The sequence below is a fragment of the Herbidospora daliensis genome (assembly GCF_001570585.1).
GTDB classification, from domain to species: domain Bacteria; phylum Actinomycetota; class Actinomycetes; order Streptosporangiales; family Streptosporangiaceae; genus Herbidospora; species Herbidospora daliensis.
Genome location: NZ_BBXF01000003.1, coordinates 981,106 through 1,006,655, shown reverse-complemented (window position 1 = coordinate 1,006,655; position 25,550 = coordinate 981,106). Strand labels below are relative to the sequence as shown.

General features: G+C 72.9%; 21 protein-coding genes. 10 read left to right on the top strand and 11 right to left on the bottom strand.

Annotation, left to right across the window (positions count from 1 at the left end):
• Positions 1 to 39 precede the first annotated feature (39 nt).
• A complete protein-coding gene (locus AW274_RS19540) occupies positions 40 to 2,757 on the top strand; it encodes a helix-turn-helix transcriptional regulator (protein WP_063813451.1) in 2,718 nt (905 codons plus the stop codon).
• A gap of 69 nt (positions 2,758 to 2,826) precedes the next feature.
• Here AW274_RS19540 and AW274_RS19535 read toward each other — a convergent pair whose 3' ends face one another.
• From AW274_RS19535 to AW274_RS19525, 3 genes are all read right to left on the bottom strand, one after another.
• Positions 2,827 to 3,957, bottom strand: a complete 1,131-nt coding sequence (locus tag AW274_RS19535) for an acyl-CoA synthetase family protein (RefSeq protein WP_157520454.1) — start codon at positions 3,955 to 3,957, stop codon at positions 2,827 to 2,829.
• Positions 3,958 to 4,079: 122 nt separating this feature from the next.
• Positions 4,080 to 4,826 carry an IclR family transcriptional regulator gene (locus tag AW274_RS19530; protein WP_062434197.1) on the bottom strand — a complete coding sequence of 249 codons (747 nt, stop codon included), beginning with the start codon at positions 4,824 to 4,826 and terminating at the stop codon, positions 4,080 to 4,082.
• 106 nt (positions 4,827 to 4,932) lie between these two features.
• Positions 4,933 to 5,532 (bottom strand): ScbR family autoregulator-binding transcription factor, encoded by a 600-nt coding sequence (locus AW274_RS19525; protein ID WP_062434194.1) that lies wholly within the window; start codon positions 5,530 to 5,532, stop codon positions 4,933 to 4,935.
• A gap of 266 nt (positions 5,533 to 5,798) precedes the next feature.
• Between AW274_RS19525 and AW274_RS19520 the strand changes: the two genes are divergently transcribed.
• From AW274_RS19520 to AW274_RS19510, 3 genes are all read left to right on the top strand, one after another.
• A complete protein-coding gene (locus AW274_RS19520) occupies positions 5,799 to 7,175 on the top strand; it encodes a family 2B encapsulin nanocompartment shell protein (RefSeq protein WP_062434191.1) in 1,377 nt (458 codons plus the stop codon).
• Positions 7,176 to 7,251: 76 nt separating this feature from the next.
• Entirely contained in the window at positions 7,252 to 8,619 is a 1,368-nt protein-coding gene (locus tag AW274_RS19515) for a family 2B encapsulin nanocompartment shell protein (protein WP_062434188.1), read from the top strand.
• Positions 8,616 to 9,650, top strand: a complete 1,035-nt coding sequence (locus AW274_RS19510) for a family 2 encapsulin nanocompartment cargo protein polyprenyl transferase (RefSeq protein WP_062434185.1) — start codon at positions 8,616 to 8,618, stop codon at positions 9,648 to 9,650. The genes AW274_RS19515 and AW274_RS19510 overlap by 4 nt, the downstream gene beginning before the upstream one ends.
• A gap of 54 nt (positions 9,651 to 9,704) precedes the next feature.
• Here the strand turns inward: AW274_RS19510 and AW274_RS19505 are convergent, their stop codons facing one another.
• Positions 9,705 to 10,427, bottom strand: a complete 723-nt coding sequence (locus tag AW274_RS19505; RefSeq protein WP_232320185.1) for a sulfite exporter TauE/SafE family protein — start codon at positions 10,425 to 10,427, stop codon at positions 9,705 to 9,707.
• Positions 10,428 to 10,453: 26 nt separating this feature from the next.
• Positions 10,454 to 10,927, bottom strand: coding sequence for a hypothetical protein (locus AW274_RS19500; RefSeq protein ID WP_062434181.1), 474 nt, complete (start codon positions 10,925 to 10,927; stop codon positions 10,454 to 10,456).
• A gap of 338 nt (positions 10,928 to 11,265) precedes the next feature.
• On the opposite strand from AW274_RS19500, the gene AW274_RS19495 reads away from it, so the two are divergent.
• Positions 11,266 to 12,216, top strand: a complete 951-nt coding sequence (locus AW274_RS19495) for an FAD-dependent oxidoreductase (RefSeq protein WP_062434176.1) — start codon at positions 11,266 to 11,268, stop codon at positions 12,214 to 12,216.
• On the opposite strand, the gene AW274_RS19490 is transcribed toward AW274_RS19495, so the two are convergent.
• Entirely contained in the window at positions 12,197 to 12,583 is a 387-nt protein-coding gene (locus AW274_RS19490; RefSeq protein ID WP_232320184.1) for a phosphotransferase, read from the bottom strand. The two genes, AW274_RS19495 and AW274_RS19490, sit on opposite strands and share 20 nt — an antisense overlap.
• 205 nt (positions 12,584 to 12,788) lie before the next feature.
• Here AW274_RS19490 and AW274_RS19485 point away from each other — a divergent pair, with 205 nt between their 5' ends.
• Positions 12,789 to 13,814 (top strand): hypothetical protein, encoded by a 1,026-nt coding sequence (locus AW274_RS19485; protein WP_062434174.1) that lies wholly within the window; start codon positions 12,789 to 12,791, stop codon positions 13,812 to 13,814.
• A 20-nt stretch (positions 13,815 to 13,834) separates the two neighbouring features.
• Positions 13,835 to 14,485 (top strand): hypothetical protein, encoded by a 651-nt coding sequence (locus AW274_RS19480; RefSeq protein ID WP_062434172.1) that lies wholly within the window; start codon positions 13,835 to 13,837, stop codon positions 14,483 to 14,485.
• Between the two features lie 7 nt (positions 14,486 to 14,492).
• Here the strand turns inward: AW274_RS19480 and AW274_RS19475 are convergent, their stop codons facing one another.
• Positions 14,493 to 15,137, bottom strand: a complete 645-nt coding sequence (locus AW274_RS19475; protein WP_062434169.1) for a hypothetical protein — start codon at positions 15,135 to 15,137, stop codon at positions 14,493 to 14,495.
• Between the two features lie 16 nt (positions 15,138 to 15,153).
• Positions 15,154 to 16,389 carry an ArsB/NhaD family transporter gene (locus AW274_RS19470; protein ID WP_083974491.1) on the bottom strand — a complete coding sequence of 412 codons (1,236 nt, stop codon included), beginning with the start codon at positions 16,387 to 16,389 and terminating at the stop codon, positions 15,154 to 15,156.
• A 35-nt stretch (positions 16,390 to 16,424) separates the two neighbouring features.
• Here AW274_RS19470 and AW274_RS19465 point away from each other — a divergent pair, with 35 nt between their 5' ends.
• Complete coding sequence (locus AW274_RS19465; RefSeq protein WP_062434163.1) at positions 16,425 to 22,127, top strand: WD40 domain-containing protein; 5,703 nt, start codon at positions 16,425 to 16,427, stop codon at positions 22,125 to 22,127.
• A 1-nt stretch (position 22,128) separates the two neighbouring features.
• Here AW274_RS19465 and AW274_RS19460 read toward each other — a convergent pair whose 3' ends face one another.
• Entirely contained in the window at positions 22,129 to 22,428 is a 300-nt protein-coding gene (locus AW274_RS19460; protein ID WP_269750586.1) for an MTH1187 family thiamine-binding protein, read from the bottom strand.
• 35 nt (positions 22,429 to 22,463) lie between these two features.
• Between AW274_RS19460 and AW274_RS19455 the strand changes: the two genes are divergently transcribed.
• Positions 22,464 to 23,042: a hemerythrin domain-containing protein gene (locus tag AW274_RS19455; RefSeq protein WP_198169286.1), complete on the top strand. Its 579-nt coding sequence runs from the start codon at positions 22,464 to 22,466 to the stop codon at positions 23,040 to 23,042.
• Between the two features lie 3 nt (positions 23,043 to 23,045).
• Here the strand turns inward: AW274_RS19455 and AW274_RS19450 are convergent, their stop codons facing one another.
• Positions 23,046 to 23,744 carry a hypothetical protein gene (locus tag AW274_RS19450; protein WP_062434155.1) on the bottom strand — a complete coding sequence of 233 codons (699 nt, stop codon included), beginning with the start codon at positions 23,742 to 23,744 and terminating at the stop codon, positions 23,046 to 23,048.
• A gap of 112 nt (positions 23,745 to 23,856) precedes the next feature.
• Between AW274_RS19450 and AW274_RS19445 the strand changes: the two genes are divergently transcribed.
• Positions 23,857 to 24,363 carry a GNAT family N-acetyltransferase gene (locus AW274_RS19445; protein WP_063813449.1) on the top strand — a complete coding sequence of 169 codons (507 nt, stop codon included), beginning with the start codon at positions 23,857 to 23,859 and terminating at the stop codon, positions 24,361 to 24,363.
• On the opposite strand, the gene AW274_RS19440 is transcribed toward AW274_RS19445, so the two are convergent.
• Entirely contained in the window at positions 24,342 to 25,391 is a 1,050-nt protein-coding gene (locus AW274_RS19440) for an MFS transporter (RefSeq protein ID WP_232320201.1), read from the bottom strand. The genes AW274_RS19445 and AW274_RS19440 overlap by 22 nt on opposite strands.
• Positions 25,392 to 25,550: the final 159 nt, after the last annotated feature.

Sequence of the window (25,550 nt, the reverse complement as noted above, 5' to 3'; positions counted from 1 at the left end):
CCTCTTTCAGCGATGTGAGGCGGCCGTGACACTGAGGAGATGTCAGCAGCCCATCCCCTGCGGGGCCGTGAGGCCGACCTGGCAGCGCTGCGGGCGGTGCCGGCCGGCGCGCGGGCCGGGTCGGGCGGCGCCCTCCTTCTCGTCGGCGCGGCGGGAACGGGCAAGTCGGCGCTGCTCGACCTGTGCGCCGCCGGGGCGCCCGACCTGCTGGTGCTGCACGCGCGCGGGGTGGCGTGCGAGCGCGACCTGCCCTACGCCGGGCTGCACGGCCTGCTGCGCCCGCTGCGCGACCGGCTGGCGGCGCTGCCGAAGGCGCAGGGCGAGGCGCTGACCGAGGCCCTCGACCTGGGGGTGCCGACGGGCCGCCTGGTCGTGCCGGCCGCCGTGCTCACGCTGCTGTCGCTGGTGGCCGCCGACCGTCCGGTGCTCGCGGTCGTGGACGACCTGCACCACCTCGACGCGCCCAGCCGCGAGGCCCTGCTGTTCACCGCCCGGCGCCTGGCCGGTGAACCCGTCGCGCTGGCCGCCGCCGCCCGCTCCGACGTGTGGGCCGGGGCGGTGCCGGTCAGGCAGCTCGACAACCTCGGCGAACGGGCCGCCCGGGAGCTCACCGACGACCTGGTGCCCGGCGGGCTGCCCGACGACCTGCGGGCCGCGCTCGACCAGATCGCCCGCGGCAACCCGCTGGCGCTCACCGAACTGGCCGCCGCCCTCACGCCCGAGCAGCTCGCCGGGACGGCCGCCCCTCCGGCGACGCTGCCGCGCGAGGGGCGGTTGTGGCGGGCGTACACGGGACAGATCGAGGACCTGCCCGGCCCGACGCGGGACCTGCTGCTCCTGCTGGCCGCCGATCCGCGCCTCGACACGGCCACGCTGGTGCGGGCGTTCGACGGCGACGCGTTCACCGCGCTGGAGGCGGCCGAGCGCGCCGGGATCGTCGAGGTCGGCGGCGACCGGTTCCGGTTCCGCGACCCGGCGGCCGGGCCGGTGGTCTACCACGGCGCGTCGCTGCTGGCCCGCCGCGCCGCCCACCGGGCGCTCGCCGGGGCGCTGGCCCACCACCGCCTGCGGCGGGCCTGGCACCGGGCCGCCGCCCTCGACGCGCCGCCCGACGACCTGGCCGACGAACTCGACGCCGCCGCCACCGCGACCGGCTCGCCCTGCCCGTTCCCGGAGTTGTCGCTGGCCTACGAACGGGCCGCCGAGCTGAGCACCCGCGGCGACACCACGGCGGCCCGGCTGGCCGCCGCCGCCCAGTACGCCCGCCTCGAAGGCCGCCCCCACCGCGCGCACGCCCTGCTCGACCGGCTGCGCAGCGGCGCGATCTCGGCCGAGCTGCGGCAGCAGGCCGAGAGCATCCACGCGCGGCTGGAGCTGCGCGGCGGCGAGACCAGCTTCGCCCGCGACGAACTCCTCGCGGTCGCCTCGTCCCTGCTCGACCGCGACCGCACGATGGCGGTCCGGGCGCTGGTGCGCGCCGCCGAGGCCAGCTACCTGGCCGGCGACCACCAGCGGTTCGTCGCCATCGCCCGCGACGCCCTGACGCTGCGGCGCGCCGACGACCCGCCCGCGATCCGGCTCATGTTCGAGTACCTGACCGGCATGGCCGCCTCCTTCCGCGGCCGCCACGGCGAGGCGGCCGGCCCGCTGCGCCGGGTGGTCGAGCTCGCGCCGCACGTGCACAGCCCGTCGGTGCTGGTGTGGGCGGCCGTGTCGAGCCTGATGCTGGGCGACGACGCGCAGGCGTTCCGGCTCTCCACCCGCGCCGTCGAAACGGCCCGCGCGCTGGGCGCGGTGGCGACCGTGCCGCAGGTGCTGGAGTTCGCCATCAACAGCGAGTTCTGGCTCGGCCGGTTCGCCTCGGCCGCCGCCAACGCCTCGGAGGGCCTGCGGCTGGCGCGGGAGACCGGTCAGCGCGGCAGCGCCGGGCAGCACCTCGGCTGGTTGTCGATGATGGCGGCCGTCCAGGGCGACGAGGAGACCGTGCAGACCCGGGCCCGCGCCGCGATCGAACTGGCCGGGGCCCACGGCGTGAGCGTCGCCGGGGCGCTCGGCAACTGGGCGCTGGCCCAGATCGACCTGGCCTCGGGCCGCCCGGCGGCGGCGGTGCAGCGGCTGCGGCCGACCGCGCGGGCCGACGTGCGCAACACCCATCTGGTCGTGCAGGTCACCGCGACCCCGCACTTCGTCGAGGCCGCCGCCCGGACCGGCGAGCGCGACCAGGCCGCCCGCGCCCTGCGCGTCTTCGAACGCTGGGCCGACAGCACGGCCAGCCCCGACCGGCGGGCCCTCGCCGTGCGCTGCCGCGCCCTGCTCGCCCCGCCGGGCGAGGCCGACGACCTGTTCCGCGCCGCCCTCGACCTGCATCATCAGGGCTTCTCCGAGTTCGAGACGGCCAGAACCGAGTTGCTGTACGGCTCCGCCCTGCGCCGCGACCGCCGTCCGGGCGCCGCCAGGGAGCACCTCTACAGCGCCCTCGACACCTTCGAGCGTTATGGGGCCCGCCTCTGGATCGACCAGGCCCGCAGCGAACTGCGCGCGGCCGGCGAGTCGGTGCCGACGGCCCGGCCGAAGGCGGCCGAGGAGCTGACCGCCCAGCAGTTCCAGATCGCCCGCATGGTCGCCGACGGCGCGACGAACCGGGAGGTCGCCGCCCAGCTCTACCTGAGCCCCCGGACGGTCGAGCACCACCTGCGCAACATCTTCGCCAAGCTCGACATCCGGTCGCGGGTCGACCTGGTGCGGCTGCTGTCCTGAACGGCCCGCGCGCGGCGACCAAGACGGGGAGCGGGTGGGGGGCTCCTCCTGCGCGCACGGGCCGTCCGCTCAGGCGCCCGCGTCCAGGACGTAGTGGTGGTCGCGGGCCAGGTGGAGGAAGCCGTCGGCGTCGAGCCGGCCGCGTTCCCCCGTGCGCAGCACCCCGCGCAGGTCGTCGCCCCTGGCCAGGTCGCGGGCCGACCGGGCCGGGCCCATGCCGACGGTGTCGCCCTCGTAGACGACCTCGCCGCGCACGACCGACAACCGCCCGCCGGGCAGCGCCGGGCCCACCGAGCCGGGGCGGGCCTGGCCGGGCGGGGTGGCGGCGACCCCGTACAGCAGGGAGGCGAAGCCCTCGGGCGGCGCGCCGCCGACCATGGTGAGCGTGCGCAGGGACCGGTGCCTGACCGGGGCCCAGCCGAGCCGGTGCAGCAGCGCGAACACGCGCGGGGAGGCGGCGAACGACCCGCACGCCCACCGTTCGGCGGCGGCCCAGAACTCCGCGCCCGCGACCGAGCCCTCGGCGGCGACGACGGCCGCCCCGGCGGCGAGGTGGGCGTTGAGCAGCGCCAGCCCCGCGCCGGTGAACAGCGGCGGGCTGGTCAGCGCGGCCTCGCCGGAGCGGATGCGCAGCGCCCGCGCCACCGCCTCCCCCTCGGCCTGCACGGCCCGGCGGGACAGTCGCATCCCGCCGGGCCCGTCGAGGAGCACCACCGCCAGGTCGGGGTGGACCGGGGCGCCGGGGTCCGTGCGCACCCACGCCCGCCCGTCGGCGCGGTATCCGGGCGGCGGCGCCCCCGGCGCCCCGAGCAGGGCGGCCGGCGCGAACCGGGTCACCAGGTCGCCCGCGCGGGAACGGACGAGCCGGGGGTCGACCGGCGCGACCGGCCGCCCCGCGCGCAGCGCGGCCAGGTAGGTGACGATCACCTCGGCGGTCGCCGGCGCGGCCAGCATCAGCAGCCCGCGGGGCAGCCGCGCCAGCCGCAGCGCGGCCCGCTGGACGGCCCGCCGCAGCGCGGGCCCGTAGAGGATCTCGTCGGTCCGCGCGTCGATCACCCGGGTGTCGCGCGCGTCGGGCGCGGGACCGTCCTGGCCGGGCCCGCCCGGCCGCGCGGATGCCCGGCCGCGCGGCGCATCGGGGGCGAGCCCGGACAGGAGCCGGGGGCGGGTGATCGCTGCGCAGGTCCGCTGTGGAGGCATGGGGCGCTCCTCGGTCGGAGAGGGGGGCGTGCTCTCGGACCGAGAGCGTAAGTCCGGGCTTTTCCGCGCCGCCACGACATGTTCCAAATATTGGAACAAATGGGCCATAAGCCGAGGGCGGTTCATCCGGCGAGCCGGGCCGTCCGCAGCGTGACCGCGAGCTCGTGGCCCGCCCGCCGCACCGCCGCCTCGGCCGGGCCGGCCTGCAGGACCTTGACCGGGCCGGACACCCCCACCGCCACCACCCCGAAGTTGGGCACCCCCAGCACCGGTACCGCGATGGCGCTGAGCCCCTGGACGTACTCCTCCACGCACCACGCCACCCCCCGGCGGCGCACCACGGCCAGTTGGCGGTCGAGCACGCCCGGGTCGGTGATGGTGCGGTCGGTGTGACGGCGCAGCGGGACGCGCAGGTCGGGCGGGCCGCCCTGGTAGGCCAGCAGCACCTTCCCGGCCGCCGTGCAGTGGGCGGGGGCGAGCTCGGCGGTCCGCCACAACGCCTTGGTGTGGGTGCGCGGGTAGAGGGTCATCACGTACTCGGCCTGGCGGTCGGTCAGCACCGCGATCGAGACGATCTGCCGGGTGTTCTCGTAGAGCTCCAGCAGGTGGGGCGTGGCCATCCGGCGCAGCCACTGGAAGTGGCGCACCCGGTCGGGCTGCGCGTAGGTCCGCAGCGTGGCGGCAACGCGATAGTCGGCTCCGGTACGGCCCACCAGGTCGTCGGCCTCCAGGGCGGCCAGCAGCCGGTGGACCGTCGACTTGGGCATCTGGACCTGGCGTGCCAGGGTGGTGAGGCTGACCGGCTCCGGCGACGTGGCCAGAGTGCGCAGCACGATCATGGCCTTGGCCAGCGTGCCGATCCGTTCCATGACGGTCCCTTCAGCGCGTTAGACGTCCCCGAAAAAAACCGACCGGAATGTATTTTTATAGGGCCGACTCGGGGCGAACTGAAGGGGGGACAGCAGAACCTGTCGCTCAGGTGAGGGCGAGCGCCTCGGCCCGCCGGACGGTGCTCCGCGGCGAGGGTTCGGCCTGGACGCCGAACAGCACGACGCGCCACATCTCGCGCAACCGGTCTTCGGTGTCGGCCCGGCCGAGCGTGTCGCTGACCTGGAAGACCCCGAAGAACGAGCTGACGACGACCCGCGCCGCCTTCTCGGCGGTGACGCCCTCGGCGAGCTCCCCGGCCCGCTCGGCCGGCTGGAGCACCTGGGTGAACGCGGCCTCCCACGCGCCCACGTTGCGGTCGAGGGCCAGCCGCGCCCCCGCGCGCATGACCGGTTCGTCGCGGAACGCCCGGGTGATGGCGAAGGTCAGCGCGACCACCACCACGACCGGGTCGGACTCCTCGTTGCAGAACCTCTTGACCAGGGCGGGCCAGCGTTCGAGCTGCCGCTCGACGATCGCCTCGGCCACCGACTCCTTGTTCGGGTAGTGGAAGTAGATCGCGCCCTTGGTCACCCCGGCCCGCTCGTGGATCTCGGTCAGGCTGGTCCCGGCGTACCCGTTGGCCGCGAAGATCTCGGCGGCCGCGCGGAGCAGCCGTTCACGGGTCGCCAGTGCACGCTGCTGCACGGCCCTCGCCTCCTACGGGCCCCGACCCCACAGACGCGGCCCTTTCAGAGGTTAACACGGGAACAATCTACCAAAACGGGTAACGAACCCACTACGGAGAATCACGCGCTATTTCGGTGTTTTGTGGTCGAGTCATTCGAATGCAAACTCGTAATTGACACTCCGAAGATCGCCCCTGCATTATTGATCCGTTCGGCCAGCCCAATGAGGTTTCTCGCGCGGGCCCCCTGAATTGTTTTCGCTTCGCCGCAGGAACAGGAGTCGAGTTGACCGTTGAGAACGAGCAATTGAGCCTGGGCACGGCGGCGGCCAGGAAACTGGCCACCACCACGAAAACCGTCCCCCAGATGCAGGGCATCAGCAGCCGGTGGCTGCTGAAGGTGCTGCCCTGGGTCCAGGTCTCCGGCGGCGCCTACCGCGTCAACCGCCGCCTGTCCTACGCCGTCGGCGACGGCCGGGTCACCTTCACCGTCCAGTCGGGCCAGGTCCGGGTCATCCCGGCCGAGCTCACCGAGTTGCCCCTGCTCCGCGGATTCGACGACCCCGACACCCTGACCACCCTGTCCGAACGCTTCACCCAGCGCGACTTCTCCGCCGGCGACGTCATCGTGGAGGCGGGCCAGCCCGCCGACCAGGTGATCCTGGTGGCCCACGGCAAGCTGACCAAGATCGGCACCGGCCCCTACGGCGACCAGGTCGCCCTGGGCCTGCTGGCCGACGGCGACCACATCGGCGACCAGACCCTGCTGGCCTCCGGCACCTGGGACTACACGGTCAAGGCCACCACCGCCGGCACCGTGCTGACCCTCCCCCGCAGCGAGTTCGAGCGGCTCGTCGACCAGTCCGACACGCTCCGCGCCCACGTCGAGTCCTACCAGGCCGGCTCGGGCCGCCCGCAGGACGAATACGGCGAGGCCGCCATCGAGGTCTCCTCCGGCCACCACGGCGAGCCCTCGCTGCCCGGCACCTTCGTCGACTACGAGACCTCGCCGCGCGAGTACGAGCTGAGCGTCGCCCAGACCGTACTGCGGGTGCACTCCCGGGTCGCCGACCTCTACAACGACCCGATGGACCAGATCGAGCAGCAGCTCCGGCTCACCATCGAGGCGCTGCGCGAACGCCAGGAACACGAGATCGTCAACAACCGCGAGTTCGGCCTGCTCGCCAACGCCGACCTCAAGCAGCGCACCCACACCCGGTCGGGCCCGCCGACCCCCGACGACGTCGACGAGCTGCTGTCGCTGGTGTGGCGGGAGCCGTCGTACATCCTGGCCCACCCGCTGGCCATCGCCGCCTTCGGGCGGGAGTGCAGCGCCCGCGGGGTCTACCCGACCAGCGTCGACGTCGGGGGGCACCACTTCCCGTCGTGGCGCGGGGTGCCGATCCTGCCCTGCAACAAGATCCCGGTGACCGACACCCGCACCTCCTCGATGATCGTGATGCGGCTCGGCGAGGAGAAGCAGGGGGTGGTCGGCCTCCACCAGGTCGGCATCCCCGACGAATACCAGCCGAGCCTCTCGGTGCGCTTCATGGGCATCGACGAGAAGGCCATCATCAAATATCTGGTGAGCGCCTACTATTCGGCCGCGATCCTCGTCCCCGACGCCCTCGGAATTCTGGAGAACGTCGAAGTCGGTCATTAGAAAAAGGTTCCCCCAGGGCGGCCCACGCGTGAATTCCCGGGCCGCCCTTTTCGTTTCCCACCAGTAAGGGAGTGCCGTGAACGATCAACTGAGCCTGGGCACGGCGGCAGCCAGGAAACTGGCCACCACCACCAAGACCGTCCCCCAGATGCAGGGCATCAGCAGCCGGTGGCTGCTGAAGGTGCTGCCCTGGGTCGAGGTCTCCGGTGGCGCCTACCGGGTCAACCGGCGCCTGTCCTACGCGGTCGGCGACGGCCGGGTCACCTTCACCGTCCAGTCGGGCCAGGTCCGGGTCATCCCGGCCGAGCTCACCGAACTCCCCCTCCTCCGCGGATTCGACGACCCCGAGGCCCTCGAGGCCCTCGCGGGGCGGTTCTCCCAGCGCGACTTCGCCGCCGGCGACGTCATCGCCGGGGAGGGCGACCAGGCCGACGAGGTCATCCTGGTCGCCCACGGCAAGCTCACCAAGGTCGGCACCGGCGCCTACGGGGGCGAGACCGCGCTCGGCCTCCTCGGCGACGGCGACCACGTCGGCGATCACGCCCTGCTCGCCCCCGGCACGTGGGACTTCACCGTGAAGGCCACGACGGCGGGCACGGTGCTGACGCTGGGCCGGCGCGCGTTCGAGGAACTGGCCGACCGGTTCGAGACGCTGCGGGCCCATGTGGAGGCGTACCGGAGCAGTCCCGAACGGCCGCAGGACCGGCACGGGCAGGCGGAGATCGCACTCGCGGCGGGCCACCACGGCGAGGCGGCGCTGCCCGGCACCTTCGTCGACTACGAGACCTCGCCCCGCGAGTACGAGCTGAGCGTCGCCCAGACCGTGCTGCGGGTCCACTCGCGCGTCGCCGACCTCTACAACGACCCGATGGACCAGATCGAGCAGCAGCTCCGCCTCACCATCGAGGCGCTGCGCGAACGCCAGGAACACGAGATCGTCAACAACCGCGAGTTCGGCCTGCTCGCCAACGCCGACCTGAAGCAGCGGCTCCAGTCGCGGTCGGGCCCGCCCACCCCCGACGACATGGACGACCTGCTCTGCCGCCGCCGCAAGACGCAGTACTTCGTGGCCCACCCGCAGGCCATCGCCGCGTTCGGCCGCGAGTGCACCAAGCGCGGCGTCTACCCGACGAACGTGGAGGTCGAGGGGGTGCGCCTGACCGCCTGGCGGGGGGTGCCGATCCTGCCGTGCAACAAGCTGCCCATCAGCGAGGCCCGGACCACCTCGATCATGGCGATGCGGCTCGGCGAGGACAACCAGGGCGTGGTCGGCCTGCACCAGACCGGCATCCCCGACGAATACCAGCCGGGGCTCAACGTGCGGTTCATGGGCATCGACGACCGGGCGGTGATCAACTATCTGGTCAGCGCCTACTACTCGGCCGCGATCCTGATCCCGGACGCGCTCGGCGTCCTGGAGAACGTGGAACTCGGCCATCGATGACGACGACCGAGACGGGGGCTCGCGACGTCGCGGAGGTGCTCGCCTGGAGCCGCGACCTGGTGCAGCCGGCGATCCGGGCGGCGGCCGACACCCTGCCGGCCTCGATGCGGCACATCTCCGGCTACCACATGGGCTGGTGGGACGAACGGGGCCGCCCGATCACCACCGGCGCGGGCAAGTCGGTGCGCCCGGCGCTGGCGCTGCTGGCCGCCGAGGCGGTGGGCGGTACGGCCGAGGGGGCGCTGCCGGCCGCGGTGGCGGTCGAGCTCGTCCACGACTTCTCGCTGCTGCACGACGACGTGATGGACGGCGACGCCACCCGGCGGCACCGGCCCACGGCGTGGCGGGTGTTCGGGGTGAGCCAGGCGATCCTGGCCGGTGACGCGCTGGTGTCGCTGGCGTTCGCCCGCCTGGCCGACAGCGGCCATCCGCTGGCCCACGAGGGGGCGCGGCTGCTGAACGCCACGGTGCTCGACCTGCTCGACGGGCAGAGCGCCGACGTCGGGTTCGAAGACCGGGCCGACGTGACGCTGCCCGAGTGCATCCGGATGGCCGGGTCGAAGACCGGCGCGCTGATCGCGTGCGCCTGCGCGCTGGGCGCCCTCTACGGGGGAGCCGACGCGCGGGCGATCGAGCACCTGCGCACGTTCGGCGCCGAGCTGGGGCTGGCCTTCCAACTGGCCGACGACCTGCTGGGCATCTGGGGCGACCCGGAGGTGACCGGCAAGCCGGTGTTCTCCGACCTGGCCAACCGCAAGAAGTCGCTGCCGGTGGTGGCCGCGCTCACCTCCGCGACCGGGGAGGCCGCGGAGCTGGCCGCGATCTACCGGTCGGGCACGGTGTCGTCGGAGGCCGAGCTGGCCAGGGCCGCCGACCTGGTGGAGCGGGCCGGGGGCCGCGACTGGTGCCGGGAGACCGCCGACGCGCTGCTGGCGCGGGCGCCCGTCCACCTGGCGGAGGCGGGCTGCGCGGCCCGTCCGGCGGCCGAGCTGACGGCGTTGTCGACGCTGATGGCCCGGCGCACCCTCTAGAGACGGCGGTGCCGGGCGGCGTCGAGGACGCCCGGCACCGCTCCCCTAGGTCCTCTAGGTGTACGTGTCGAGCGCGAGCTTGACCGCGACGATCAGCCCCGCCACGGCGGTCAGCACCCGGAGCGACTGGCCGGGCAGCCGGCGGGCGATCAGCGGGCCGATCCAGCCGCCGGCGACCATGCCGATCGACAGCGGCACGACCACGTCCCAGCGCACCGGCCCGAACAGGGCGAAGCCGAGGGCGGCCACCCCGTTGGAGGACATCGCGATCACGTTCTTCACGGCGTTGACGCGGGCCGGGATCTGGTCGAGGGCCGCCGTCAGGATGGCGAACATGATCACCCCGCCGGCCGCGCCGAAGTAGCCGGTGTAGATCGCGACGGCGTACACGCCCAGATAGAACGCCCACCCGCGCAGGGCCGCGGATCGGGGGGCCCGCAGCAGCACCAGCGACGCGCCCGCGACCAGCACGGGCGCGACCAGTTCGAAGGCTCTGGGCGGGGTGAGCAGCAGGAGCGCGGCGCCGGTGGCGCCGCCGAGCGCGGTCACCGCGCACAGGCGCAGGACCAGGGGCCCCTGTCCCTTGAGCTCCGGCCGCGACGCGGCGGCCGACCCGACCCCGGTGAACGTCAGCGACACCGTGTTCGTGACGTTGGCCGCCAGCGGCGGCAGCCCGAAGGCGAGCAGAGCCGGGTAGGAGACGATCGACGCGAGCGACACGACCGTGCTCACGATCCCCGTCGCGACACCCACCAGGGCAAGGACGAGGATCTCCACGCACCGAACTCAATCACAAGATCGTCTCAGTACGCGGCCGGGGTCGACGGCACCGCCTTCGGGGTCACCCGGTGGTCGCTGAGGTGCAGGTCGCCGCCCAGATCGGGGCGCAGCTTGTCGAGGGTCTCCCGGGTCCCGAGCACGGTCCAGAGCCGTCCCACGAGATGGGGGTTGTACTCCGGCGCCTGGTCCATCCAGGCGTCCTTGCCCTTCTCGGTGGCGAAGGTGTTCACGAAGAAGTCCCCGGCCTTCGTCGAGCAGGCGCCGGTGCGCAGCTCCTCGGCGTCGACCTGGATCTTGACGTCGCACCCGACCTTCTCGGCGAGTTCCTCGACGGTGGGTGCGGGCCCGGCCTGGACGGGGGCGGCGGCCGCGGCCGGAGCCGGGTCGGACACCTGGTAGGCGCCCTCGGCCGATGGTGCGCCGCCCGAACAGGCGGACAGCGACACGACGGCCAGAGCGGCGGCGGCGAAGGCGGCATGGCGCGAAACAGTCAGCACGCCCGGGGATACGCGGGGTGGACGGGAGTGGTTCAAACCGGTGAACCGAAGTGACCACTGGGGCGTCCTGTCTGGCAAGGGAGGCCCGTATGGACGTCCTGGACAACCTCCTCGACGGAGATCTCCGGCTGGAGCTCGTCCTCGTGGAGGCCCTCCAATGGGAAGCCGATCGGCTGGCCGCCCCGGCCGATCGCGAACCGCACCACTGAAGGCACCACCGAAGGCACCACTTGAAGCACCATGGTCCCGCTCCTCAACCGGTGAGGGGCGGGACTCGCGCATGCGGGGCCCTTTTGCGGGAAGTTCCGCAGCATTCACTTCCAGGGAGGTCGTCGTCGATGGCGCAGCATGCCGATGTCGTCGTGGTGGGGGGAGGCGTCGTCGGTCTCACGACCGCGATCGCCCTGAACGAGGCCGGGCTCCGGGCGGTCGTGTGGACCGCCGAGGTGCCCCGGCAGACCACCTCCGCCGTCGCGGGCGCCCTGCTGGGCGGCCCGGTCATGACCGAGCCGCGCGACGACGCGGTCCGGTGGCAGAAGACCGGTCTGGAGATCTTCGGCGAACTGGCCGCCCGCGCCCACACGGGCGTGACCGCCGCGCGCGGCCGGCTGGTCACCCAGATGGACGGCGGCACCCCGCCGTGGGCGCACGACCTGCCCGGCTTCGCCGAGTGCTCCCCCGACGAACTGGCCGGGTTCAAGGCGGGCTTCTGGATCACCAGCCCGATCGCCGACATGCCGTGCTACCTCGACTACCTCGTCGACCGGCTGTGCCGCTCGGGCGGCGACCTGGAGATCTGCACGGTGGCCTCGCTGGAGCAGCCGACCTCCCACGCGCCGATCGTGGTCAACTGCGCCGGCGTGGCCGGCGGCACGCTGGCCTGCGACGACTCGGTGACCCCGGTGCGCGGCCAGCACGTCGTCGTGGAGAACCCCGGCCTGACCGAGTTCTTCTACGAGGGCGGCTTCGCCGACGACTGGACGGGCTTCTTCCCGCACGGCGACCGCGTCGTCCTGGGCGGCAACGCCCGCAAGGGCGACTGGAACCTCGAACCCGACGAGGCCCAGACGGCCGACATCCTGCGGCGCTGCGCCGAGGTCGAGCCCCGCCTGGCCGACGCCCGGGTGATCAAGGTGGACGTCGGCCTGCGCCCCGCCCGCCCCTCGATCCGCCTGGAGGAGCAGCAGGTCGACCAGGGCCGGCTCATCCACAACTACGGGCACGGCGGCGTGGGCGTCAGCATGAGCTGGGGCTGCGCCCTCGACGTCGTCAAGATGGTGTCCGCCTGAGCACGTCGACCTCGCACCCCGGCGCGAAGGGGTCGAAGCCGTGCCCGGTCAGCCAGCGGATCGCCACCAGGCCGCGCAGCGACCACCACCCCCGGATCACGTCGAGGTCGGCGCCGCCGCCGTAGCCCGCCAGGAGGTCGGGGAGGTTCTCCTCGTGCCCGAGCGTCACGACGGCGAGGTCGAACAGGGCGTCGCCCCGGCCCGCCTCCGACCAGTCGAGCACGCCGGTGACCTCGTCGCCGTCGACGAAGACGTGATCGGCCTGCAGGTCGCCGTGGGTGAACACCGGGGTCCACGGCCGCAGCGCCGCCCGCGCGGCCCCGCGGTTGCGGCCGACCAGATCGGCGGGCAGCACGCCGCCGCCCACGAGCCACTCGCATTCGGCGTCGAGCCGCCGGGTCGGCGTCCACCTTGAGGGACAGGTCGCCGACGCGCAGGGTGGCGCGTTCGGAATGGGCGACGACGATCTCGACCTCGTCCACGGGCTCTCCCTGCTATTGGGTGGCGGATTCGGCCCACGGCGGGGACGATATACGCGGGGTATGCCGGAGTGCGGTCCATGGGGATGGTTCATGTCGGTCGAGCACAACGGGGGCGATTCGCGCAAGCAGTCGATGGCGGAACGGTTCGGCTGGCTGCGCGACGAACCCGAGGTCGTCATCGCGTTCCTGATCGCCGTAGGCGTCGCGATCTGGGGCCTGACCGACGCCGTGGATCAGCCGGTGCAGGAGGCCACGCTCGTCGTCCTGGCCCTGATCGCCAGCACGCTCGTGCGCAGCCGGATGCGCACCGGGGCCGTCGAGACCGAGCTGCGGCGGGCGCTGACCGACTCGGGCGAGGCGCTGCACCAGGTGCCCGAGCGGCTCGGGGAGGTCACCGAGCTGCTGGAGAAGTCGCGGCAGGCGATCGACCAGATGTCGGTCGTGTCGCTGCTGCCGGGCGCGCAGGTGCGGGCCGAGCTCATGGCGGCGGCCCAGCACACCAACACGTGGATCTTCAAGGGCGGCACCGGCACCTTCCTGCGCGCCGTCACCCTGCCCGAGTGCGTGGAGCAGTCGCGGATCGCCCGCCGCCGGCTCCAGGTGCAATTGGAGATCATCGACCCCGAGAACGACACCGCCTGCGCGGTGTACGCCCGGTTCCGCCAGTCGCTCGTCACCGGCCGCGCCGACCCCTGGACGCCCGACCGCATCCGCAGGGAGGCGTACGCGACGATCCTGGCCGCGGCCTGGTACGCCCGGCACACCGACTTCCTCACCATCCGGATCGGGTTGTCGTCGACGATGTCGACCTGCCGCTGGGACATGTCCGCCTCGCGCGTCGTGGTCACCCGCGAGGATCCGGCCGCCCCGGCGCTGGTCGCCCACCAGGGCAAGCTCTACTACTCCTGGTGCGAGACCGAACTGAACAGCGGCTACGCCCAGTCGCGGAAGCTGCCCGTCGAGAGCGTGCTGACGGCGGCGCTCGGCGACGAGCCGACGGTCGACGAGGTGCGCGACGTCTTCGAACTGCTCGGCCTGTCGCTCGACCACCTCGACGACCCCGAGGTGGCCGACCTGACCCGCCGCGCGCTGCGGCCCGCGGAGCCCTACCGGTGAGCTGACCCCAGAGAGGCGACATGCGCTACTCCGATCTACGGCACGAGATCGACCAGGGCACCGCCGCCTCGACCCTCCCGGCGTGGGCCGGGTCGGTGCTCCAGGCGGTCGCCGCCGGGGCGCCGCGCATCCCGGCGGTACGCCATCCGCTCGGCTTCTTCTGCCTGCCCGTCGAACGCGACGGCGACCTGGGCGTCTGCCTGCACGTGTGGTCGCCGCAGCTGACCACCTCGGGCAGCAGCACCTCGCTGGTCCACTGCCACAGCTGGGACCTGCTCAGTTTCGTCCTGTACGGCCAGGTCTCCAACGTCCTCGGCCGGGTCTCCGACGGGACCGTCCACCGGCTCTTCGAGGTGACCGGGCTCGGCGACGACGACGTCATCACGCCCACCGGCCGGGTGGTCGACTACCGGCCCGAACGCCTGGAGCGGTTCGGCGCGGGCGAGAGCTACTCGCTGGCCGCCGGAGTGTTCCACAGCACGGTGATCGAGGGCTCGGGCGAGGCCGCGACGGTCGCGCTCGGCCGCATGATCCGCTCGGGCGCCGACCTGTCGCTCGGGCCGCTCGACGCGCCCAGCCACACCCAGCGGCGGCACGTGTGCGGCGACGCCGAGTCGGCCAGGGCCGCCGCCGTCGCGACCGCCGGCCTGGCCGCCCAGTACACCGGCTGACAGACCCTCAGGCGGCCGGGCCGAGCTCCACCGTCTCGACGATCTCGGTGCAGGTGCCGTGCTCCCCCATAACGCACAACGCGAGGGTGCGGAAGACGTCGTCGAAGGAGCCCGGCGGCGGCAGCAGGTCGGCGGGCACCTCGCGGCCGCGCTCGCGGAACCGGGTCACGGTGATGTGGGGGCGGAACAGCCCGCCGATCTCGTCGTAGCCGTGGCGGTCGAGGTTGGCGCGGGCCTCCGGGGGCGCGACGAGGCGGTGGTCGGCGAGCACCCGGCCGACCGGGTCGCGTTCGCGCAGCCCGGTGCGCAGCGGGCCGAGCGCGGCGAGCAGGTGGTCTTGGAGGCGGGTGACGGCGGCGGTCTTCCGGTAGAACAGCTCGAACATGCCCTGGTCGTTGGCGGCGAAATGACCGCCTTCGAGCGGGATCTCGGGGGTGGCCGCGCCGACGCGGCGAAGCGCCGCGCACGCCTCACCCAGCCGGGCCGATTCGAAATTCGCCATGTAAAGCGAGATGTGCGGATAGAGCGCACCGGTGCGCAGCGTGAATTCGACCGGCGCGAATTGCGCGCACCACGCGCTCAGGCGTGTCGAACGTTCTTCGACATCGGCGCCGGGTAACAGCACCGCGTCGTAAACCGGAAGACCCGACATGGGCTCAGTCTATATATCAGGTGAACGTCAGCACCCACACCACCGAGGGCAGCAGCAGAATGGCGAGCACCGCCCCGGTCAGCACGAATTTCCCCAGTGGCACCTTGACACCGCGGCGGCGGCACCATTCGAACCAGAGCAGTGTGGCCAGCGACGCCCAGGGCGTGATGACCGAGCCGACATTGGTGCCCACGAGAAGGGCCAGCAGCTGGTCGAGATTGGCCGCCGGCACGACCTGTTCGCCCGCGACGTAGGCGGGCAGGTTGTTGACCGTGTTCGACAGGCCCGCGCCCGCGGCGGCGGTGCGCAGCAGCCCGGCGAACCCCTCTCCCGGGCCCACGAGCCAGGTCATCAGGTCGTTGAGGCCGTGGCGCATCAGGGTCGGCACCACGAGGAACAACCCGGTGACGAACACGAGCAGCTGCCAGGGGATCAGCGACGGGCGCAGCGCGGCGCGGTCGCGGAACAGGTAGGCGGCGACGGCCAGGGCGGCGGCGACGATGGCCGCGACCTCGATCTGGAGCCCGGCCAGGATCGCCGCGATGAACAGCAGGCAGGCCGCGCCGGTGCCCCAGAACAGCACGGTGTCCCTGATCGGCTCGGGCGGGGCGGGCTCGTAGCGGTCGGCCCCGCGCACCCCGCGCCGCCAGTAGAACACCCACAGCAGCACCATCGTGCCCGCGATGGCGACCGTCTGCGCGAGCCACATGCGGACCGCGAACTCGGGCGCCGACAGGCCCAGCTTGTTCAGCGCCAGCAGGTTGGTCAGGTTGCTCACCGGGAGCAGCAGGCTGGCGGTGTTGGCCAGCCAGACGGTGGTCATCGCCAGCGGCAGCGGCGCGATCTTCGCCCGGGGCGCGAGCGCCAGCATGACGGGCGTGAGCAGGACCGCCGTGGTGTCGAGGTTGAGGAAGATCGTGGTGGCCGAGGCGAACGCGACGCACAACAGGAAGAGCGCCGGATAGGCGCCCCGGCCCAGCAGCGCGAGGCGCGCCGCGATGACGTCGAATACCTGCGCCTCTTTGGTGAGTTCGGCCAGCACGATAACGGCGACCAGAAACAGCATGAGCGGAGCTATTCGCTCGACGCTCGCCCGCGCCTCGGCAATCGGCAGCAGACCCGTCAATACGCAACCGACCCCGATGAAAAGCAGGCCGATTCGAATCCAATCGAGTACACTCGGTGCTCGTACGGCCCGTTTCCACGACGGCACGGACGGTGACCCTTTGTCGCCCACGGTAGAAAGTATCATGACTTCATTCCGGCGAGGCGGGTGATACCGGCGTCATGGAGCGGCCGATCGACATTTTCATCAGCTACTCTCCGGCTGACGAACGCTGGGCGTCGTGGCTGGGCTGGGAACTCGAGGCAGCAGGATACCGCACCATGCTGCAGGCCTGGGATTTCGTGCCCGGCACCAATTTCGTCGACTTCATGGACCGGGGCGTCCGCGAGGCGGCGGTCGTACTCGCCCTGCTGACCGAGAACTATTTGGGTTCCCGTTACGGGAAACTCGAATGGCAGGCCGCGCTCCGCGCCAATCCGGATAATCCAGAAAACAAACTCATCACGGTGCGCATCGAGGATTGCCGGGTCGACGGGCTCCTCTCGAACATCACCTGGGTCGACCTCGTCGGCGTCACCACTCCCGAACACGCGCGGGGGCTGGTGCTCACCCGCATCCGCGAGGCGCTCGCCGGGCGGGCCAAGCCCGAGTTACGCCCCGCCTTCCCCACCCCCGGTTCCGAGGTCCAGCCGCCCGCGCCGCTCACCTCGCCCCGGCCGACCGTGCTGACCGGGCAGCGGCGGGCCCGCCGGGTGCCGGTGGTGCCGCCGGGTTATCCGGCCGACTTCGAACCCCCGGCCCGGCGCGACAGCCTGAGCGTGCTCCACGTCGCGGGCCCCCGGTTCGGCCGCACGATGGGCGCCGAGCCGCCCCTGAGCCCCGCGGGGCTGCAGTCCCACATCTTCGCCGAGCTGACCCGGCTGACCGACGCCGGGGTGCCCCGGCCCGAGCTGATGGTGGTGGCGGGCGACCTGACGGCGGCGGGCAGCCGCAAGCAGATGACCGACGCGCTGACCTTCCTCACCGGGCTGCGCGCGCTCGCCGGGCTCGAACCGCAGCGGGTGGTGCTGGTGCCGGGCGCGCGCGACGTGAACCTGGCCGCCTGCGAGGCCTACTTCAACGACTGCAAGGCCGACGACGAACGTCCCGAGGCGCCCTACTGGCCGAAGTGGCGGCACTTCGCGTCGTTGTTCCGCGAGTTCTACCAGGGCGTCGACTCGGTCATGTTCGACAGCGCCCAGCCGTGGACGCTCTTCGCGATCCCCGAGATCAAGGTCGTGGTGGCCGGGCTCAACTCGACGATGGCGATCAGCCACCGGACCGAGCACCGCTTCGGCCTGGTCGGCGAATCGCAGGCGGCGTGGTTCGCCGAGCGGGTGCGCGCCTTCGAACGCGAGGGCTGGTTGCGCCTGGGCGTGGTCCACCACGGCCTGACGCCGGGCCACCCCGACTCGCTCACCGACGCGGCCGTCGTCGAGGGGCTGCTCGGCGGCAAGCTGCACACGATCCTGCAGGGCGGCGGGCGCGACGGCGGCCGGTCGGAGCTGGGCTCCGGGGCGCTCGTGCTGCCGCCGCTGGAGCCGGGCCGCCAGCAGGTGCTGGAGTTCACCCCCGAAGGGCTGGTCGTCCACCGCACCTCCGCGCCGCCCGACGCGGTCGAACGGCGCTGGATCTCGGCCGGCGGGATCTTCCCCGCGCCGGGCGCGGTGCCGGTGCCGCTGGCCGTCGGCGGCCCCGAGCCCGACCGGGCGGCCCCCGCGCGGGCGCAGGGGCCGAAGGCCCAGCTGCTCGACCGGGTCGCCGAGGCGTGCGAGACCCGTTTCGACCACGCCGTCATCCGGACCGTCGACGACGACCCGCCCCACCTGCGGGTCAGCTACCGCGACGGCGGGTTCGTGCGGGAGTTCTGGGTCGGCGTGATCGTGGGCGAGCCGACGGCCGAAGAGGTCGACGAGTTCGTCCGCCACGTCCACGCGGGCCACATGGGGCAGTCGGCCGAGCTGGTCTACCTGGGCCCGGTCCCGCCGCGCAGCCTGCGTGAGGACGCGGCCCGCCGGGGCGTGCGGCTGCGCAGCCTGATCGAGTTCCAGGGCCTGGTCGACCTGTCGGGCTACGTCGCGGCGCAGACCCGGCAGCTGAACGCCGACACGACCTACCCCGCCCACCTCTACGTCACCCAGGACTACCGCGAGCTCGACCCGACCGGCGGCGAGATCCGCCACGACCTGGCCGGTGAGCTGATCTCCCAGCTCCACGGCGACCAGGGCCGGTTCGTGCTGGTGCTGGGCGACTTCGGGCGCGGCAAGACGTTCGTGCTGCGCCAGGTGGTCAGGCGGATGGCGACCGAGACCCCCCACCTGACGCCGATCCTGATCGACCTGCGCACCCTCGACAAGGCCCACTCGGTCGAGACCCTGATCGCCGCCCACCTGGCCAACCACGGCGAAGACCAGATCGACCTGAAGGCCGTGCAGTACATGCTGCGGCAGGGCCGGATCGTGTTGTTCTTCGACGGGTTCGACGAACTGGTCACCCGGGTCACCTACGACCGGGCCGCCGACCACCTGGAGACCCTGCTCCAGGCGGCGCAGGACCAGGCGAAGATCGTGGTGGCCAGCCGGACCCAGCACTTCAAGTCGGACGCCCAGGTGTTCACCAAGCTCGGCGAGATGGTCGGCATCCTGCCGCAGCGGCGGGTCTTCAGCATCGAGGGCTTCTCCAGCGAGCAGATCCTGGCTTACCTGATCAACGCCTACGGCGACCGGGCGCTGGCCGAGGAGCGGCTGCGGCTGCTGCGCAGCATCCAGGACCTGAGCGGGCTGGCCCGCAACCCGCGCATGCTGACCTTCATCGCCGACCTGGCCGACGACCGGCTGCGCGCGGTCGCGCACGCCCACCGGACGGTCAGCGCGGCCACCCTCTACCAGGAGATCCTCGGTTCCTGGTTGCGCTACGAGCAGCGGCGGCTGGGCAACCAGCGCGGCGCGCAGGCCGGGCTCGACGAGGCCGACCTGTGGCACGCCGTGCGCACCCTGGCGATGCGGCTGTGGGAGACCAACGAGCCCTACCTGCGGCTGGCCGAGCTTGCCGAGGTGGCCGAGACGCTGTCGGGGCTGGCCGACGGGCGCATGTCGGGCGAGCAGGCCACCCACACCGTCGGCACCGCGAGCCTGCTGGTGCGCACCTACGACGGCCTGTTCGGGTTCATCCACGGGTCGGTGGCCGAGTGGCTGGTGGCCCACTACATCGCCGACGAGTTCGGCCGCGACCGCGCCAACCCGACCGCGCTGAGCCGCCGGGAGTTGTCGCAGCTGACCGTCGACTTCCTGTGCGACCTGGCCGAGGCGCACGACTGCCAGCTGTGGGCCGACCGGGTGCTGGCCGACCCGGGGGCCGGGAACACCGCCCGCAAGAACGCCCTCAAGATCATCACCAGGCTGCGCACCCCCGCCCAGACCAGCCTGCGCGGCGCGCAGCTGCGCGGCGAGGACCTGTCCCACCGCGACCTGCAGGAGGTCGACCTCACCGACGCCGACCTGACCGACGCCCGGCTGGTGGGCACCAACCTGTCCCGGGCGATCCTGCGCGGCACCAAGCTGGCCGGCGCGTGGCTCGACGAGGCCCGGCTGACCGGCGCCGACCTGCGCGGGGCCGACCTGACGCGGGCCCGGCTGGCCCGAACCGACCTGCGCGACGCGGTCGTGTCGGGCAGCCGCTGGACGCGGGCCACGCTGGTCAACGTCACGGCGGGCGACCGGGTGCTGCGCGCCCCCGAGCTGCGCGACGCCGCCGTGGTGCCGGGCTGCTCGATCGAGGTGCAGGTCGCTCCACCGGCGGTGGGCGTGCCCTACGGGTTCGACCCGTTGACGACCCGGTTGCCGAACCCGATCGCGTACAACACCGACGGGCAGATCTTCGCCGTGGGCTGCGACAACGGCGGGGTGATGGTGTTCGAGGCGCCCTCGGGGCGGCCGATCCGCACCCTGTGGGGGCACCGCGACCGGGCCTACGCGCTGGCCTTCGGCGCGCAGGACCTGCTGGCCACCGGTTCGGCCGACGGCGACGTGCGGATCTGGGACACCGCGACCGGCGAGTGCGCCCACGTGCTGCCGGTGCATCCCAAGGGGGTCTGGCCGCTGCTGTTCAACGAGGGCGGCACCCTGCTGGCGGCCGGTTCGCCCGACGGCACGCTGATGGTGTGGGAGACCGCGACCGGCGCGCTGCGCTGCGAGCTCCCCGGGCACACCCCGCCCGTCTACACGGCGGTGTTCGGCCCCGACGGCACCAGCCTGATCACCGGCGACGCCTCGGCCAACGTCCGGGTGTGGGATCTGACCACCGGCGAGCTGCGGGTGGTGCTGTCAGAGGGGACCGGGCCGGTCTACCGGCTGGCGCTCAGCCCCGACGGGTCGCTGCTGGCCGCGGGTGACCACTACGGCCTGATCCGGCTGTTCGAGACCGCGAGCGGGCGGGTCGTGCACGAGCTGCGCGGCCATCCCGGGCGGGTCTACGCCGTCGACTTCCACCCCGAGGGCACCCACCTGGCGACCGGCGACACGATGGGCACGATCCGGGTGTGGAACCTGCGCGCCCCGCTGGTGCCGCGCCAGCTGGCCGGGCACACCGGGGCGGTCTACCAGGTGTCGTACACCCCCGACGGGAAGAACCTCATCAGCGTCGACAGCAACGGGTCGCTGCGCATGTGGCAGGGCGAGCTGGGGCAGCCGAGGGCGGGGCTGGCGGGGCACCGGGGGTCGATCTGGCCGTTCGCGATCCACCCCGGCGGCGCGCAGCTCGCCACCACCAGCAACGACGACTCGATCCGGTTGTGGGACCTGGGCACCGGCCAGCTGACGCGCACCCTGCGCGGGCACGGCCGCCGGGTCACCTCGGTGAACTTCAGCCCCGACGGCACGATGCTGGCCAGCAGCGGCAACGACGGCGCGGTCCGCATCTGGGAGCCGCCGACCGGGCGGCTGATCAAGGAGTTCAGCGGGGTCAACGACCAGCTCACCTCGGCGGTGTTCAGCCCCGACGGCGAGCGCATCGCCACCACGACCAACGACGGCGCGGTGCACCTGCGGCAGACGGCGGGCTGGGACTTCGAGCGCGAACTCGACACCAACACCGAGTCGATCTGGGCGCAGGCGTTCAGCCCCGACGGCAAGATCCTGGCGACCGCCAACGACGACGACACGCTCCAGCTCTGGTACCGCACCAGCAACACCCACGTCGCCAAGCCGGCCCCCCACCAGGGCCGGGTGCGCTCGATCGACTTCAGCCCCGACGGCCGCCTGGTCGCGACGGGCTGCGACGACCGGCTGGTCCGCGTCTGGGACGCCGCCACGGGCGAGTGCCTGCGCATCATGTCGGGCCACACCGACCGCGTCTACCGGGTGGTCTTCAACCCGATGGGCACGGCGCTGGCCAGCATCGGCAACGACGGCGTGGCCCGGATCTGGGACCACACCACCGGCCGTGAGCTCCAGGCCCTCGGCACCGGGACGGGCCGCCTGTGGACGGGCGACTTCAGCACCGACGGCTCGATCCTGGCGACCGCCGGCGACGACCGGCTGATCCGGTTGTGGGACGTCGCCACCGGCCGTCACCTGCACACCCTGGCGGGCCACTCGCGCCGGGTCGTGTCGGTGGCGTTCAGCCCGGCCGAGCCGCTGCTGGCCTCGGCCGGGAACGACGGCCTGATCATCCTGTGGGACCTGTCGGGCCCCGAACCGGCCCGCAAGGTCAGCCTGCTCGGGGTGCCCGGCGGCTGGGCCGCCTTCGCCCCCGACGGGCGGTACAAGCAGGAGGGCAACGTCCACGGCGAGTTCTGGTTCGCCATCGCGATGTGCCGGTTCGACCCGGGCGAGCTCGACCCCTACCTCGACGACGTGCGGCTCATGGTGCAGCAGGAGGAGTTCTGAGTCAGGCCAGGTGGCGTTCGATCGAGGCCACCTTCTCCTCCATCCGCCCGGCCGCGCCGGTCCGGATGTCGGCCTTCAGCACCAGGCTGACCCGGTCGCAGCGCGCCTCCACCGCGGCCACCGCCGCCTGGACGACCGCCATCACCTGATCCCAGCTCTCCCCCTCGACGGTGGTGAACATCGCGTCGGTCCGGTTCGGCAGGCCGGAGGCCCGGACGACGCGGACGGCCTCCGCGACGTGCTCCCCCACCTCCTCGCCGACGCCGATCGGGGTGACGCTGAACGCGACGAGCACGGACATGGGCTGACCTGCTTCCTTTGGTAGCGTTGGGCGGCGTGGGTGATCTTATCCGGACGGAGACCGGCAAGACCGGCATCGACGACGCGACGCGGCCCCGGTCGGCCAAACATGACTTCGCCCTGCTGTCGCCGCGGCAGCGGCAGATCGGCAACCGGCTGGTCCTCATCCACGACCACCTCCGGCAGGAGTTGGCCCGCATCGGCGAGGCCGTCGACCAGGTCGCGCAGGGCCGGGCCGAGGCGGCGCAGGTCCGGTCGCTGATCAACGACCTGACGATGCGGCAGAACTACTGGACGCTGGGCAGCTTCTGCGCCTCCTACTGCCGCGTGCTGACCGCCCACCACTCGATCGAGGACGCCCACATGTTCCCCGGCCTGGTCGCCGCCGAGGCGTCGCTGGCCCCGGTGATCCGCCGCCTGGAGGAGGAGCACGAGGTCATCGCCGGCATCCTCACCGGCCTCGACGACGCCCTGGTCGCGATGGTGACCGACCCGTCGGGCCTCGACGAGGTGCGCCGCCAGGTGACGACGCTGACCGAGTCGCTGCTGTCGCATCTGGCGTACGAGGAGGAGGAGCTCGTCGAGCCGCTGTCGCGCTTGGAGCTCGACGTCTGACCCTCAGCCGCCCGCCGCCCACGCCGCCAGCAGCACCAGCGCCGCCACGACCAGGACGACCGCGCCCGCGCGCTGCCACAGCGGCCCGAACCCGCGCGCGGGCCGGGCGATGCGGGCCAGCATCTCCTCCCGCATCGCCGGCAGCAGCACCGGCACCAGGCCGGGCAGCTGACGGCGCACCGCCTCCTCGGCCGTCTTCCCGCACGCGTCGCACGTCTTCAGGTGCCGTTCGACGGCCAGCCTGACCGGCCGGGTCAGCGTCGCCCGGTCCCATCCGCGCAGGTCGAGGCACTCGGGCGTCTCCCGGGCCAGCAGGAGCAGCCGGAGCCCGCCGGTCAGCGCCCGGCGCAGGTCGCGCAGCAGCAGCCCGGCCCGGGGCAGGTCGACGCAGCGCGCCTCGGCCACCTCCCGGCCGCCCGCGCCGCGCCGGACCACCAGGTCGTAGAGCCGCCGGTCGCGGGCGGGCAGCCCGGCCGCCACCTGGTCGAGCAGGCGGCGGACCTGGTCGTCGGAGGGCCCCCGCGCCGGCGGGCAGTCCCCGTGGCCCGGCCACGGGGCCCAGGGGGCGTGGTCGTGGTAGGCGGCGATCAGGTGCTCGTGCAGGTCCTCGACGTCGACCTGCCCGCAGCGGCAGGCGGCGATCCCCCGGAGCTGCCGGTCGTAGATCGCGGTGAACGCGCGCTCGCGCGGGGATCGGTCCATCCCGACCAGCGTGCGACCTCCGGGGCGGGGCTTTCCGTTTGTGTACGAATCTTTCCGCCGCCCGACGGTAAAGGAGGAAGATTGGCGTCATACCCGCATGAAAGGAGTTTCCATGGAGGTCACACTTCGCCCGGTCCGGGCCAAGGATCTCGAGCTCTTCGAGCGGGAGCGCGCCGACCGGGAGGGCACCGGCCCCTACCAGTGGTTCGGGCACCGCCCGCCGCAGCCGTTCCACCGCGAGTTCGCCGAGAACGGGTTCCTCGGGCCCGACTCGGGGCGGATGACCATCGAGGGCGACGGGGTGCCCGTCGGCTGGGTGTCGTGGTGGATGAACTCCTGGGGGCCCGATCTGACCTCCTGGTGCTGGTCGACGGGGATCTGCGTGTTCTCCGGCTATCGGGGCAAGGGGATCGGCACGCAGGCGCAGGTCCAGCTGGCCGCCTACCTGTTCTCGCACACCCGGGCCGAGCGCATCCAGTCGTTCACCGACGCCGAGAACCTCGCCGAGCAGCGCGCCCTGGAGAAGGCCGGGTTCGTGCGCGAGGGCGTGATCCGGCGGGCGCAGTGGCGCGAGGGGGCCTGGCACGACCAGGTGCTCTACTCGGCCCTGCGGCCCTGAAAGGCCCCGATCAGCGTGTACGGCACCGCCAGCACCGCGAACAGCACCCACGACGGCGCGACCGCCGACCCGAACCCGTAGAAGGCGAAGGTCAGCACCGCCATGACCTCGGTGCCCAGCCCCGACATCGAGGTCACCGTCGCGCGTGACCGGTCCGAGAGGCCGTGCTGGAGGCGGGTGTCGGCCGCCGTGATCGCCCACTGGATCACCCCGAACGCGGCGGCGACCAGCACGAACCCCCACGGGCTGCGCGTCGCCGCCCCCGCGATCAGGAGCAGGCCCCCGGCGCAGGTGATCGGGCCGGTCCACCGCAGGCCGCGGCCGGCCAGGAAGCCCCCGGCGGCGAACCCGGCCGAGACCAGCACCATCAGCGGCGGCACCCAGGCATCGCCGACGCCGGTGCCCTGGGCCAGCAGCGGCAGGTACTCGTCGAAGGCGCTCAGGCCGGTCACGGCCGAGACCAGCAGCAGCCGCCGGCCGAGCGTCTTGGAGCCGCGCACCTCGCGCAAGCCCGACCTCAGGACGTCGAGGTAGCCGTCGTCCTCGTCGCGCTCCTCACGGGTCTCGGGGAGGGTGCGGGCGACCAGGGCGGCGGCGACGAGGGTGGCCATGGAGGCGACGCCGACCGCCTGGTAGCCGCCCCAGGCCAGCGCCGGGGCGGCGATCGCGCTGGCGATCATCATCGCGGTGGTGCCGACGGCCTCGGCGCGGCCGGTGATCCGGGGATAGGCGCCGGCGGCGTCGAGCCGGGCCAGTTCCTCGTAGACGAGGGCCTCGGCGGTGCCGGAGCTGATCGCGGTCGCGATCCCCCACAAGACGAACCCGGCGACGAAGGCCCAGTAGCCCGGCAGGAAGGTCCACAGGCCGAAGCCGGCCGCCGTGAGCAGCGGCGACAGCACCAGCAGGCGGCGGCGCGAGAACGCGTCGGCCCACGCGCCCGAGGGGATCTCCAGCAGGAACGAGGTCAGCGACCAGATGACGAAGAGCGTCGAGATCTGGCCGGGTGAGAGCCCGTGGTCGGCGAACAGGAGCGCGTAGACGGGGTAGAGGAGGACGAACTCCTCGAAGAACGCCAGGGCGTAGAGACGCCGGGCGAATCGGGACTCAGGTGTGGATCAATGTCGCCAGGTCATGGTTCCGACCATAACGGGTCATCGTGAACGGGCGCATTGGGGTTTTCCCGCAGT

What these genes read in the sequence shown, in the direction of transcription:
- AW274_RS19540 (WP_063813451.1), top strand. Translation starts at nt 40, where the DNA reads ATGTCAGCAGCCCATCCCCTGCGGGGCCGTGAGGCCGACCTGGCAGCG.
- AW274_RS19535 (WP_157520454.1), bottom strand. Translation starts at nt 3,957, where the DNA reads ATGCCTCCACAGCGGACCTGCGCAGCGATCACCCGCCCCCGGCTCCTG.
- AW274_RS19530 (WP_062434197.1), bottom strand. Translation starts at nt 4,826, where the DNA reads ATGGAACGGATCGGCACGCTGGCCAAGGCCATGATCGTGCTGCGCACT.
- AW274_RS19510 (WP_062434185.1), top strand. Translation starts at nt 8,616, where the DNA reads ATGACGACGACCGAGACGGGGGCTCGCGACGTCGCGGAGGTGCTCGCC.
- AW274_RS19495 (WP_062434176.1), top strand. Translation starts at nt 11,266, where the DNA reads ATGGCGCAGCATGCCGATGTCGTCGTGGTGGGGGGAGGCGTCGTCGGT.
- AW274_RS19485 (WP_062434174.1), top strand. Translation starts at nt 12,789, where the DNA reads ATGTCGGTCGAGCACAACGGGGGCGATTCGCGCAAGCAGTCGATGGCG.
- AW274_RS19480 (WP_062434172.1), top strand. Translation starts at nt 13,835, where the DNA reads ATGCGCTACTCCGATCTACGGCACGAGATCGACCAGGGCACCGCCGCC.
- AW274_RS19475 (WP_062434169.1), bottom strand. Translation starts at nt 15,137, where the DNA reads ATGTCGGGTCTTCCGGTTTACGACGCGGTGCTGTTACCCGGCGCCGAT.
- AW274_RS19470 (WP_083974491.1), bottom strand. Translation starts at nt 16,389, where the DNA reads ATGATACTTTCTACCGTGGGCGACAAAGGGTCACCGTCCGTGCCGTCG.
- AW274_RS19465 (WP_062434163.1), top strand. Translation starts at nt 16,425, where the DNA reads ATGGAGCGGCCGATCGACATTTTCATCAGCTACTCTCCGGCTGACGAA.
- AW274_RS19460 (WP_269750586.1), bottom strand. Translation starts at nt 22,428, where the DNA reads ATGTCCGTGCTCGTCGCGTTCAGCGTCACCCCGATCGGCGTCGGCGAG.
- AW274_RS19450 (WP_062434155.1), bottom strand. Translation starts at nt 23,744, where the DNA reads ATGGACCGATCCCCGCGCGAGCGCGCGTTCACCGCGATCTACGACCGG.
- AW274_RS19445 (WP_063813449.1), top strand. Translation starts at nt 23,857, where the DNA reads ATGGAGGTCACACTTCGCCCGGTCCGGGCCAAGGATCTCGAGCTCTTC.